The organism is Methanobrevibacter sp., assembly GCF_045636185.1.
In the GTDB taxonomy this organism is placed as follows: domain Archaea; phylum Methanobacteriota; class Methanobacteria; order Methanobacteriales; family Methanobacteriaceae; genus Methanocatella.
Genome location: NZ_JAZTXC010000059.1, coordinates 1 through 13351, shown reverse-complemented (window position 1 = coordinate 13351; position 13351 = coordinate 1). Strand labels below are relative to the sequence as shown.

The 13351-nt window shown below is 30.8% G+C and carries 14 protein-coding genes; 1 reads left to right on the top strand and 13 read right to left on the bottom strand.

Annotation, left to right across the window (positions count from 1 at the left end; translation table 11 throughout):
- Nucleotides 1–161: 161 nt before the first annotated feature.
- The 3 genes from ACKI3Q_RS03675 to ACKI3Q_RS03665 form a co-directional block, all read right to left on the bottom strand.
- Nucleotides 162–1205, bottom strand: a complete 1044-nt coding sequence (locus tag ACKI3Q_RS03675) for a TIGR01177 family methyltransferase (protein ID WP_407414369.1) — start codon at nt 1203–1205, stop codon at nt 162–164.
- Between the two features lie 27 nt (nt 1206–1232).
- Nucleotides 1233–2387 carry a PH domain-containing protein gene (locus ACKI3Q_RS03670; protein ID WP_407414367.1) on the bottom strand — a complete coding sequence of 385 codons (1155 nt, stop codon included), beginning with the start codon at nt 2385–2387 and terminating at the stop codon, nt 1233–1235.
- Between the two features lie 133 nt (nt 2388–2520).
- The gene (locus ACKI3Q_RS03665) at nt 2521–3756 is read right to left on the bottom strand and encodes a proteasome-activating nucleotidase (protein WP_407414373.1); all 1236 of its coding nucleotides are present in this window, start codon (nt 3754–3756) and stop codon (nt 2521–2523) included.
- A 198-nt stretch (nt 3757–3954) separates the two neighbouring features.
- On the opposite strand from ACKI3Q_RS03665, the gene ACKI3Q_RS03660 reads away from it, so the two are divergent.
- Nucleotides 3955–4440 carry a multiprotein bridging factor aMBF1 gene (locus tag ACKI3Q_RS03660; protein WP_407414365.1) on the top strand — a complete coding sequence of 162 codons (486 nt, stop codon included), beginning with the start codon at nt 3955–3957 and terminating at the stop codon, nt 4438–4440.
- 59 nt (nt 4441–4499) lie between these two features.
- On the opposite strand, the gene ACKI3Q_RS03655 is transcribed toward ACKI3Q_RS03660, so the two are convergent.
- The 10 genes from ACKI3Q_RS03655 to ACKI3Q_RS03610 form a co-directional block, all read right to left on the bottom strand.
- Entirely contained in the window at nt 4500–4931 is a 432-nt protein-coding gene (locus ACKI3Q_RS03655) for a DUF356 domain-containing protein (RefSeq protein ID WP_407414363.1), read from the bottom strand.
- Nucleotides 4932–4971: 40 nt separating this feature from the next.
- Complete coding sequence (locus tag ACKI3Q_RS03650; protein ID WP_407414361.1) at nt 4972–6180, bottom strand: hypothetical protein; 1209 nt, start codon at nt 6178–6180, stop codon at nt 4972–4974.
- A 61-nt stretch (nt 6181–6241) separates the two neighbouring features.
- The gene (locus ACKI3Q_RS03645; protein WP_407414359.1) at nt 6242–6676 is read right to left on the bottom strand and encodes a hypothetical protein; all 435 of its coding nucleotides are present in this window, start codon (nt 6674–6676) and stop codon (nt 6242–6244) included.
- A 359-nt stretch (nt 6677–7035) separates the two neighbouring features.
- Complete coding sequence (locus ACKI3Q_RS03640) at nt 7036–8457, bottom strand: Mur ligase family protein (RefSeq protein ID WP_407414357.1); 1422 nt, start codon at nt 8455–8457, stop codon at nt 7036–7038.
- A gap of 12 nt (nt 8458–8469) precedes the next feature.
- A complete protein-coding gene (locus ACKI3Q_RS03635; RefSeq protein ID WP_407414355.1) occupies nt 8470–9540 on the bottom strand; it encodes a glycosyltransferase family 4 protein in 1071 nt (356 codons plus the stop codon).
- Nucleotides 9541–9603: 63 nt separating this feature from the next.
- Nucleotides 9604–10698: an acetyl-CoA carboxylase biotin carboxylase subunit family protein gene (locus ACKI3Q_RS03630; RefSeq protein ID WP_407414353.1), complete on the bottom strand. Its 1095-nt coding sequence runs from the start codon at nt 10696–10698 to the stop codon at nt 9604–9606.
- Entirely contained in the window at nt 10695–11147 is a 453-nt protein-coding gene (locus tag ACKI3Q_RS03625; RefSeq protein WP_407414371.1) for a hydrogenase 3 maturation endopeptidase HyCI, read from the bottom strand. The genes ACKI3Q_RS03630 and ACKI3Q_RS03625 overlap by 4 nt, the downstream gene beginning before the upstream one ends.
- Before the next feature lie 71 nt (nt 11148–11218).
- On the bottom strand, nt 11219–11986 hold the full coding sequence (locus tag ACKI3Q_RS03620) for a methyltransferase domain-containing protein (RefSeq protein ID WP_407414351.1): 768 nt from the start codon (nt 11984–11986) through the stop codon (nt 11219–11221).
- Nucleotides 11987–12013: 27 nt separating this feature from the next.
- Nucleotides 12014–12460: a nickel-responsive transcriptional regulator NikR gene (gene nikR / locus ACKI3Q_RS03615; protein WP_407414349.1), complete on the bottom strand. Its 447-nt coding sequence runs from the start codon at nt 12458–12460 to the stop codon at nt 12014–12016.
- A gap of 115 nt (nt 12461–12575) precedes the next feature.
- On the bottom strand, nt 12576–13052 hold the full coding sequence (locus tag ACKI3Q_RS03610; RefSeq protein ID WP_407414347.1) for a hypothetical protein: 477 nt from the start codon (nt 13050–13052) through the stop codon (nt 12576–12578).
- Nucleotides 13053–13351 lie beyond the last annotated feature (299 nt).

Genomic DNA, 13351 nt, shown 5'->3' with positions numbered 1-13351 from the left:
ATAAATAGAAATATGAAAAAAATTTTATAAGTTTTGATAAAAATCGATTTTTTGGAAAATATAAAAAAATATTAATGAAAAAAAAGTTTTTTTTGAAAAAAACTAAATTTTAAAAAGATTATATAAAAAAATAATGAAATAAAAATAACTAGTATATAAAGTTAACTATTTTTTTCTGCCTTCTTTATAACAGAGATGATTCTTGTCAAACTTCTATGCATTTTGATAGCATACTGTTCAACCAGTTCAAAACCCACTTCATCAATCATTGGATTTAAATCAACATAATGAGGACTTGCCATACAAAGATATGCATCATCAGCCATATTATCATAAATGGAATGGAAAAATTCCTTGAAAATATCGTCACCATCAATGTCACCAGTTGATGTTGATATTCCATATGGCGGATCTGTAACTACACCCGCAACCTTTTCATACATTTTAAGTTCACGGACATCTAAATGGAATGTCCTGTAATCAGTTATTCCGCAATGTTCTAAATTAATAGCTGTTCCATTTTTCATTTTCCAATTGACATCAGACCCAACAACTTTACATCCTATCAGACCAGCCTCTATTAATATTCCGCCAGTTCCACAGAATGGATCCAATAACAATTGACCTGCCTTAACCCTAGATAGGTTTACCATACATCTAGCTAATTTAGGACTCATTGAACCTGGATAGAAAAATGGTCTTTTATGAGGTTTAATATCTTCAAAATGTTTTTTGTCCAAATGATACCTTTCAATTGCAATATAAATTGTATCTTCAAATGCAACTAATCTAACTAATGATTTGGGATTTTTTAATTTTACTTTAATGTTTTCACATTTTTCCAAAATCAATGCCCCTGCTTTTCTTTCATAAGCAACAGTATCAATTTGTGAATTGAATCTTTTTACCCTTACAGCAAAGTTCTCGTCTATATAATCCTGCCAATCAATGGAGAGAATATCCTCATTGAAATTTGAAACATCAGATGTTTTTATTACTTGATGAACCTCATGAGTATATCCCAGACGCCTTGTTAATATCTGATAATATTCATCAATATTTTCAGTGGAAATATCTTTTAAAATTACCAACCCTTCAGTTATTACATCAAAAGAAGTATCCATTTCTTCACATTCAATTACTGCTTTAAGTTCTCCTTGTGGTAATTTAGGATGCTCCTGAGACTGTATACATAATAATTCCATTATTTCCCACCCCAAATAAAAAAAAAATTATTTCTTAAACTTATCAAAATGTCTTTTTATGACACTTTCACTAGATTCATCCACATCATTCTTTTGAGAATTGGAATCCTTTTTGACATCTTCATCATATGAAAATTTGTTTTCATTTTCATGATAATAATAATCATCACTATTAGAATAATCAGGCCTTGCTTCATTATAATTGGAAGTATCATTATATGAGTCTGGTGAATCGCCATATGATTCATATTCCATATTCATTGCACGGTCAATATTATTTTCCAAATTTTCATTATACGGTTCATATTCATATTTTGGTTGTTGAGCATTGTTATAATTCAAATTTTCAGGATAATAATCATATTGTCTGCGCTGATATTGCTCTTCTTGTCTTATTGGAGTGATAACAACAACATCATCATCATCAGCATAATTGTCATCTTCAGGATAGTAATCCTGTTGAGGAGACTGATAATAATCTTGCTGATAATTAGCATTTAGATTTTGAGGAGGTTGTTGATAATAATCTTGCTGATAATTACCATTCTGATTCGGAGGCTGATAATAATCCTGCTGATAATTACCATTCTGATTCGGAGGCTGATAATAATCCTGCTGATAATTAGCATTTAGATTTTGAGGAGGTTGTTGATAATAACCTCTGTTTCTATTCATGTTGGAAAAAATTATCTCTTCCACTTTAGATGGATTGGAAATGTATTCAAGAGCCACCTGATTATTATCATAAGCACTGTAAGCACTGATTGATCCAACATTAAACAACCGTGCAAAGATGCTTTGAGAAGTGTTAATATCTTGGATTGTTGAATAAGGCATGGAATTTTTACGAGTAAGAACAATACCTGACTTAACAACGATTTTAGACTCTGTCAATATGTATTCCTTTGAATACCATCCCATAATTTGCCAGATAATATATAAAATAATTATAAGAATAATTACGAAAACTGCAACAGCAGCATATCTAGTTAAAGGCAATTTAATATAAGATATCAAATAAACTTGCATATGGCCAATATATTGAATAATTGGTCCAGATACAGATAATGCAATAATTAATAAGATAAAACCTAAAATAGCTTTCTTACAACTTAAAATTAAATTAGGTTTAGCCTCATAAATGATTCTTTCATTAGATTGATTATCATTTTTTCCAAACATAATACCAATATTAGATTTTACTTATAAATAAAGTTTTACAAAAAATAGATAAAAAAATAAGCCTCAGCTCGCCCATCATTCATCACTAATCAGAGCTCATAGGGTTCATCATTGGCTTATTTTATGAATGAACTTAACCGAACATTACGCCGGCTTCTTTTTTAAACTCTTCATCATGTTCAGAGTCTACAACTTTGTCAACAGCATCCATGAAGTCAGCTACAGTTACCCTATCACGTTTTTCACGAATAGCAAACATACCTGCTTCAGTACAAACTGCTTTTAAATCCGCACCAGACAATCCATCAGTTAAATCACTTAAAAGATCAATATCTGCTTCTTCATCCAATGCCATTCTTTTAGTATGAATTTTAAGAATTTCTTTTCTTCCCTCTTCATTTGGAAGTGGAACTTCAATGAATCTGTCAAAACGGCCAGGTCTTAAAAGTGCAGGGTCTAAAATATCTGGCCTGTTGGTTGCACCAATAATACCTATGTCCCCTCTTGATTCGAAACCATCTAATTCAGCAAGTAATTGCATTAAAGTCCTTTGAACTTCTCTGTCCCCACTGGTGGAACTTTTAAGTCTTTTAGCTGCAACTGCATCAAGTTCATCAATGAAAATAATTGCAGGAGCTTTTTCTTTAGCCAATTCAAATACTTCACGTACAAGCCTTGCACCTTCACCAATGTATTTTTTAACAAACTCTGATGCTACGATTTTAATAAATGTAGCATTGGTTTCATTAGCTACAGCTTTTGCTAGTAATGTTTTACCTGTTCCTGGAGGACCGTATAAAAGGATTCCTTTTGGAGGATCTATACCAATTTTTTCAAACAATTCCGGCTCTTTCAAAGGCAATTCAACAGTTTCTTTAACTTCAATTATTTGTTCATACAAACCTCCAATTTTTTCATAAGTTACATCAGGTTTAGCTTCGATTTCCATACCAGAAACATTTGCGTCTTTTTCTGATGGCAATACTTCAACAATACCAAAAGTTTGTTGGTTTAGAGCAACTCTTGAGCCTGGAACTAATAATTTTTCATCTAAGAATTTTGAGTAATTAACAAGAAAACTAGGACCAGTACTACTTTTAACTGTCATCCTATTTTCATCTAAAACTTCAGTAATAGTAGCTAAAACTAAAGGTGGAGATCTAAATCTTTCTACTTCGGAACGTAAGGATTTAGCTTCTCTTTCTAATCTAATCTTTTCATTCTCAATTAGAACTTTATCTTTTTCTAATTTCCTAACTTTCCACATCAAATTACTTTTAGCTTTGGATTTTTCTTCACGAATAGAATCTATTTCATCTTGTAAATATTCAACTTTTTCAATCAATTCCTCTTTTGAAGAATTTTCCAAATCATCAAAATCATTCATGTGAATCATCTCCATGTAAATTTCTACAACTAAGTTACTTTTAATAACATTTAGTAATTATAAATATTTAAAGTTATTTATTTTAATGTTATCAAACAAAATATTTCATGTATAAAAACAAAATTTATTAATGAAAATAATATAAAAAATTACATAATTAACATTAAAAAACTGATTAATATGGAATGCGAAATTTGTGGTAAACCCGTAAGTGAAACAAATCCTACAAGAGCAAAAATTGAAGGATCAGTTATGGTTGTATGTAAAGAGTGTGCTAAACTTGGAAAAATACAGAAAGCACCTCCAAAACCAAAATTCCAACAAAATAAAAAAGGAAAAAAAACAGCACAACCAAAAAGAAATTATAGAAATGATGACCCTACAGATGAATTGATTGAAGATTATAACATCGCTGTAAGGAATGCCAGAGAAGCTAAAAACTGGTCCAGGGAAGATTTGGGAAAAAAAATTAATGAAAGAGTATCTGTTATCAACAGAATAGAATCTGGAAAAATGACTCCGGACAACAAATTAACTAAAAAATTAGAAAAAGCATTGAATATAACATTACTAGAAAGTATCGGCAATGAAGATTTGAATCAGTTTATAAATAATTCTTCCGGTGAGAGAACTCTGGGAAATATTGTAAAAATAAAAAGAAAATAGATATCATTATAATATCTAAAATATTGGAAAATTAATAAAAAAATATTAAAAAACGATAGCTATTCATTATAGCTATCCAATTTATCATTTTGAATATATCTCTTTTCGCCTTTAACAGAATAATCAATCTTACCAACATTAACTATTTTATAAGATTGATAACCATCCATTTCATGAGCAATTGTTAATTTTTCTTTCAATTCCTCATATCCATTATACTCTTGGCTAACAACAACAATATGTGCAGGAGGATGAATCTGTTTAATTTTTAAAATACTTAAAGTAGTATCTTCTTTCACAAAAAATGCTGTAGCCACATTAGATTTGGTTTTGAGTTTTGATTTTAAAATCTGTTCTACTAAAGAATCTGCAAATTCTGCACTAATGATTTTTGGTTTTGTTATTAAAGTTAAATTTCCATGCCTTTCCATATCTGAAATAGCACTCAATAACTTTGACTTATTTTCGCCTCTGACTAAAATTAATGCCATAATATCTCCTATTTAAAAAAAAAAATAATGAGGTGAAAAATCACCTTTTTTGGAAAGATTTTAATAATCTGCTTCTAAATATAACCAGTAGAATTAAAACAATACCTACTGCCGTTTGAATACTGCCTAAAATATTTAAAAGATTATTATCAATAGGCAAGTCCCACGGCGGTGCAGACCTATCACCAGGAAGTGCTGTGAAATAAACACCAACAGCTTTTGATTCAGGTTTAACATTAATATCTTTAGGTTCGATATGGTCAACACCCATTAAAAGACCATTATTAATAGCTCTATTTATTGAATCTGCAATGGCTGATGCATCATATCCATATCTATGAACAGCAGCTTGAACAATCTCTACAGTTGTTGGTTCAATACCTGGCTTACCACTACCATAAACTGACACAGCTACTGCATCAGGACTGACAGTAATTGCCTCACCTAATGCTTCATATGCATGAATCACTTTTAATTCATGGCCACATATAGGACATTTATCATAATTATCTGCAGTAGGGTAACCTACACCCCAACCACAGTATTCACAAGTTTTGGAATAAGGTTCATCCATCGGATAACCGGTAGAGTTCATTTGATTAGGAGTGAACATATCTGAAGTGGAAATACCTGAAACAAGGTTTACTCCACCCCCACCATATTTCTCTCCAGAATCACGAGCAACTTCACCCATAGCCTCTGAAAGAATGGTTGTTGCAGGGTATCCGTCCCTAATCATTTTACCAATATTCATTGCAGTTTCCTTACGAACACCATCTGCTGTACCATAAAGTGGATTACCATTAGTGTTCCTTAAGTGAATAATAGCTCCTTTTTGACCTTGTTGTAAAACAGCCACCCCACTACTGTACGGTGTTACTGTAATATCTTTGGTTCCATCATCAACAGTTATTACATAAGCATCAAATGAACCACCAATTGCAGCCCCCATATAAGGACCACCGACTACTAAACGAGCCCCATTATAAGAACTTGCAATAGAAGCTGCAGAAGAAGCAGAAGCATTATTCTCCAAATTAGCAATAGCAGCAATAATTGAATCTAACCTAGTGTCAGAACTACCAGTACCCCCAGACAGAACTGCAAAATGATGATCTTTAGACATCAAGAATGTTGACTGGAACATGTTCTCTGCGAAGGACATACTTCCTGCAGCTGCACCATTAGGATCTTTACCAGTAGGGTCTGTAATAACTATAATATTACAAGTAGCTGCCACAGAACTCATGGTCAGTAATAATATAATGAAAAAAACTATCGATATCTTAAATTTTTTCAAACTCTATCCCTCACGTTGTTTTATTATCTAACTTAACAGTTGAAAAGTCTTCAATAACTGTTACAGTAACAATTCCTGTATTTTTATCAACTTGAACATCAGCTGCAGTTATAGGAGTAACCGATGTACCAGGAACCGTCGATTCCTTAGCAAATTCTTGCGCCGATTGTATCGCATCCTTCAGCGAAACTTCCCTTTTAGAAGTTTTTAATATATCACCATATATCATACTACCATCACGGAAACCAGCTTGCATAACATTTGATCGAATAGTATCTACTGGAACAATATCATTACCTTTAACAATGATTCCAGAGATTGGTACACCATCATTAGTTTCACCAGATGAAGCAAATGCGACATAAGTGATTAAACGACCGCAAAGAATCAGAATAAATGCTAATAATAAAATAATTAATGTATCTCTTCTAATCTTTATAAACATGTTTTTATCCTCTTTGATTAAATATTCATAGGAATAAAAAATATATATACAATTATAATTTTAGATTAATATTATATTTAAATTTATCATATATTTTTTTCAAGAATACCCCAACATCTTAGGTCGGAGATGAATTGCAATGTAAGGGGAAGCATACTTATTATAAAATGGTTGTTTGTTTCTTTTTTAGTTTTTTATTCTTGTTTTGAATGTTAAATAATATTTTTTTTAAGTTGGCATACTTTTTTCTAGAAGGAATTTATTTTTTATTCTAATATTATTTTTTTGATATTGGTATGAAGCAACTGCAAAGAACAAAATAGTAATTTGAACCTCCTCGTGTCTAAACACAGGAAAGTTCAAAGAATTTTTTTTAGCAATGATTCTGCCGGGTCCATACCCTGAGCCCCAATCAGCAAAATAATATCATCATTTCTAGCCAATCTATATATTTCAGATAAACAATCAAATAAGTTATCAAAATGAGTATATTTTATATTGTTTTCATTTAAAACCTCAAAAAATACATTTCTTTCCTCAGGAGTTACATAATTTAAATCATTGACTACATCATTACTGGATGATAAAAATAAAGTAATTTCAGGGTTTAAAATTTCAACTAATGCTTCAACATTTAACTGGTTAATTTCAACACCACGAGAACCCCTAATGGCACATGCAACATATAACTTCTGATTATCTTGTAAAAGTTTTACTGTTTCTCCAATCGTATTTCTAATGCCATCAGGATTATGGGCAAAATCATCAATAATCAATGGTTCATCATTTAATTTTGCAAAACGCCTATTGAGTGCTCTATATGATTTAACTGCATTTTTTATATCTTTTAAATCAATACCTAAACTAATGCAAGCACCAACAGCAGATAAAATATTTTGTATGAAATGATTGCTGGTAAATGGCAAATCTTCTCTTTCAATAATCAATTCATCACCATAATAAATTCCATTATCAAAGTACAGGTCAACAGATTTATCATTCATTGACCAATAAAACGGATTTTGAGAATCCAACTTTCTAACCAATTCATCATCATAATTTAAAATCGTAATTCCATCACCAATAGCTTGTGGAACAGCACTTACTTCATCAAAAACCTCTTCAATCGAATTTACAAGACCAATATGGTCCATAGCAATGTTTGTAATAACACCAATATTAGGATTTAGGGCATTAGACATTAAAGAAGCATGATTTTTCATTAAATTTCCCAGCCATCCCTGTACTTCTGACACTTCAATGACTAAAAAATCCAGTTCCCCATTGGCATTAACTTCATCTGAAATTAGCTTTGAAACCATTGGATCTATTAATGTATTAAATTCAGATTCACTATCAGTATTGGTGAATGCATGATAACCTGCACTCTTTAAAATATGATATATCATGTGTGATGTAGTTGATTTACCATTGGTTCCAGTAATAACAATATTTTTAGAGTTTGGAGAGTAATTTTCAACAGTCCAATTTAAAGCATATGCATTAGCCAATTCAATCTTATCAGTAACTATTAATGGAAAACTTAATCTTTCTGCTGCCTCAATCGCACCATCTTTCGGATTTTGAGTAATTAAACATGCAATGTCTTTATTCGCAGCTATTTCAATTCCTTTTCCATTAATCCAATGCCTTATTACAATATCACCCTTTGAAGAATCATTTAATAAAGTGAATCTTCCTGTGAAATCTTGATTTAAAAAGAAATTGTCATTGCCGACTATTTTACCGTTAATGGAATTAGCCAATTCATTAATTCTCATTTAAACACCATATTAATATATAAACATTTCGGCAAAAATACCTAATACGCATAATATTGCAGTAGAGCCCCAATAAATTAAAATAATTTTAACTTCAGACAAACCATAATGATTTAATGTATGATGTAAAGGTTCAACAGGCAATTTAATAATATGGGCTCTGTGAAGCAAACTGACAATAACAGATATGATAGGAACACCTAATGCAATAATACCATAGACAGGCACATCACATAACAAAACAGCTGCAGCATAACCCGTACCCAATACAAATGACCCGGTGTCACCCATAAATATTGAAGCAGGATACTTATTAAATACTAAAAATCCAAGACATAATGCTGCCAAGATTAAAAATGGCGGAATTACATGGGAAAGTCCAAATAAATAACCATAAATACAAAATGAAATGGATGCTATACCGATGATTCCGGCTGCAAGACCATCCATACCATCAATCAGATTAACAGAATTAATACAACCTAAAACAGCAATGATTGTGACAGGAATAGCTAACCAACCTAATTGAAATCCATAGATAGAACTAACTCCACCGGTTAATCCTAAAAGCAAACCAATAACAATTTGACAAATTATTTTTTCAAGTTCCTCAGGTTCTGTTTTAATTGGAACTTCGCCAACGACCTCAACCTTACCATCTTTAAGTAAATCATCTACTTCTGCTTTAGCTTTTGGAGTGGCAACCCTAACTTCCTCTTGAGGTTCTACATCCAATCTGCCTAATGTTACTGTTTCATTAGAAATATTAACAACAACTTTTTGAACTTCCTTCACTTTCAGTCCAATCAAATCATCCACCATACCTACAATACCACCAGCAAGCATGATAAATGACATTAATAAAATAAGAGTATCTTGATAATAAAGTGCAAAAACTAAAGAAATGGAAAATAAAAATGCGATACCACCCATAGTTGGCGTTCCGCTTTTATGTCTGTGTTCACTAACGATAGGATTATCAGTAATCCTTGCTTTAAGCAATATCCTTTTCACATACCACGTAAAGAATATCGTTGCAATTAATGTTATTGAAAAAAGAATTAACATCTCTCCAGTATTCATACTAATCACTACAAAATATATTAAACAATAATATTTTACTAATTAATAGTATATAATTGTTAACTATATTAACTCATTGATTAAGTCTTCAAGCCCTTTTTTAGATTTGGCACGGATAGTAATTCTTTGATAACCTTCCGGCCCATGAACAACAAAATCATTATTTTCAAAAGATTTTTTTGGTTCATTAACTTCAGGACCGTGATAATTTCCAATAGGGATTTCAGTTGAATAGTAATATTCAAGTTTATCCAGAACATTTTTTAAGCTGAAATCACCACAGGCCATATTAATCAATTCACATAATGAATTAATGCTGCATGTAGCGGAAGTCAAATACCTTGTTCCATTAGGTCTTGTATTAACTTCAATTGCATATAATTGGTCTTTCTTATGAGAATACATGAAATCCATTTCAAATATGCCATCAGAATCCAGAGCACGGGCAATATTATAAGCAGTATGCTGGATAAGATTATTGTCCAAACCATCAATTAAACAAGGACCCAATTTAACTTTATTTAATGGGTGTGTACCTTCAAGAGTCGTTTCACCTTTGTAAATCGGCGGCAGTGCAACATATTCTCCACCATATCCCAATACTTCAATTGAAATTTCAGACCCTTCAATGAATTCCTCACATAATGCATATGAATATTCCGCAAAGTATTCGTTTACATCATCCAAATTATGTGCTATTTTAATATCTTTTCCACCTTGACCTTTACCTTGCTTTAATACAACAGGAAAATCAAGAGTCAACTCATCTGGGCTGTTTAAAATTTGATATTCTGGAGTGGCCACACCAATTTCATTGTAGAATTTTTTTGTATTTATTTTGTTTGATGTTAATTCCACTGCCCTGACATTTGCTGCAATTACTGGAATCCCATAGTTTTCCTCCAATTCCTCTTTCATTTGGGCAACTTGTATTAAAGGAGGATCTATTCCAATTAACGGAACGATAGCATCAACATCCTGAGTAACTGCAATTTGCTTTGGCCCGTCCATTCCTCTAGGTACGATAAAAACTTGATCGGGCAAATCCAAATTAATTGCATTTTCATTTGACTCTGTTAAAATACTCTCTATTTCTTTCTGCCTAACATAATAATCAATGTCATCATATAAACGTGAACCTATAAACAAAATTTTCATAATAAATCTCCCAATAAATCTATGATTTCATCAGCACTTTTTTGAATATTTTCAGTTAGTTTACCATTGAAATCCATTAAATCAGCATCCAAAACACCTAATGAATCCTGGTCTATTAATTCCAATGACTTTGGTTCAATACCAATGAATAAAATATTATCATTATCTAAAAATTTTACAAAATATGATAGGGACATCGAATGGGTTGAAATGCCTATATTTGCAAAATCTTCTTCATTAACTATTTTATAATCTCCTGGACTTAAACCCATTAAACAAGCATCAATCAATATAATATTTGAAGGATTTTCCTTTCTAATCTTTCCAGTAAAGTTTTCAGGAACAGTCTGGGCATTGATAAGCAATACATTATCTTTTAAATTTATATTATTTAATTTAGAAATAATGTATGGGCCTACACCGTCATCATATTTTAGTTCGTTTCCGATTCCAATAATAAATAACTTTTCATAACCATCGAGAAATTCTGCTAATTCGTCCCTAAAAGAAATAAAATCACCTATATTATTTGGGTTTCAATGGTTTCAATACCTTGTCCCATATTATATTTTAATTTTACATTAATTAAATCATTGCATTTTACATCAATCTCCTCAATTGGAATTAATAACGGAGGATTGAACATAGGTGTTGGACCGCAAACCAAATCATCATTAAGAATAGTGACTGTAGTTATTTTAATTCCATTGGCTATCTGGTCTTTATTAACTTCAAATTTCAGATTCTTTTCAAAAGACGGATTTATTTCTTCTTTAAAAATGACTTTAGAATAATTAACGGGACTTGACAATATTTCATAAGATGCATTTTCATCCCAATGGATATAATTCCTTTGCATATTAACCAATTCAGCAATATTTATAATGGCTTTAGGAATTATCTCACCATCTTCCTTGAGAAAGCGACGGGCATAATTTAAAACCTGAACCTCTTCCTCATCAATTAAGGCAGTGTCCAGCATTTCACAAACAATCAAATCAGCTTTTTTGGCGAAGTTATAATTTAAAACATCCTCATTAATTACTTCAATATTTTCATATTTTTCCAGATTTTTTAATGCACAGCAACTGGCTTTAGAATCTATTTCAATAGATTTTACCTCATTGAATTTATTGCTTAAAAAATAAGACAATACACCTGATCCACAGCCCAAATCATAAGCCAATTCCGTTTTTTTAGAATAGTCATTGATAGCTTCAAAAAAAGCGGATACTCTATCAGCATCCTTCAATAAATCCAGATGATAATGTGTAGTTTGAAATTTCATAAAAAAAATTAAAAAAGGAGTTAGTGATTAGTGATAATGGTCATGGGAATGCCCATCAGGTTCACTAAATTCTTCTCCATTTGCAGTACTTGTTAATTTAACGTGTTCTACACCTTTAAGTCTCATAATTCTTTCAGTTAACTCTCTAATTTCTGCAATATCTCCATTAACTACCACAATTTCCATACAGTATTTGTCAGTCATGTGAATATGCATGCTGGTATTAATTTCATTTCTAAAACTGTGTTGGATTTCTGCAAGATTTTCCATTACTCCTGTGTAGTGGTGATCATAGATAATGGTTATAATTCCAATTCTTTCTCCTTCCATTGAATTCATCCACTGGTAACGGACAATGTAATCTTGAAGTGCATCACGAATACCTTTTGAACGAGATTGATATCCTCTTTCCTTTAACACTTCATCAAAATCAGATAATAATTTTTTAGGTAGTGACATACTAATTCTCATCATAAAAATAACCTATCATATTTACTTATAAAGATATTTTTAATCTTAAATATATATAAATATTATGATAAAATGAGAAATTAATAATACTCAGATAATAAAATTTATGTAAAAAATATTATCCAACCAGTAAGTAGTATTCACCATCAGATTTATTGATATGCTTTAAAAGACCCTTGTTTTCCAAGGATAATATAATATGATACATTCTAAAATTAGTTAATTTCAAATCACCGTAAAGCAAGTTGCCTTCCAATATATACTTGGAAACCAGATTTTTATCATCAACCAATGTTTTAATTAATTCGAAGGATTCTTTCTCTTTAATATTCAATTCTAATTCTTCCAAATCTTTTTTAGAATTTACAGTATTGATTTCTTTATCTGAAGCCAGCAATCTAATATTTAAATCCTCGAATTTGATGACTTTTTTATTTGAAAGGGAATTTAACACTTGGACCAAGTCGTATTCATGAAAACTTCCAATACATAATTCTTTTTTTAAAGAATCCATCGGAATAATCCCATCATATTCCACATCAAATATTTTTATCTGATTTAAAACAACTTCTTCTTTTCTGGTAATAGTAATCATATAATCAATTGAATCTGTTATACATATAGTATAAATTTGCTATTACTTAAATATTTTTGTAAATGAAAAGTGTATATTATGAATAAGAAAATTTTAACGGGTTTAATTATTCTGGGGTTGATTTGTGTTAGGATTTCTGAATCTTAACAATTCCACTATTTTACATTATTTTTAAAATAAATGGGATTGCTTTTTTATTTTATATAGATATATGTAGTGTTTTAGGTTATTTTCTTTCAAGTTACACCTCCAGTGATAGTTTCATTAATTATTTGTAACCTTTTAGAATTAATTATTGT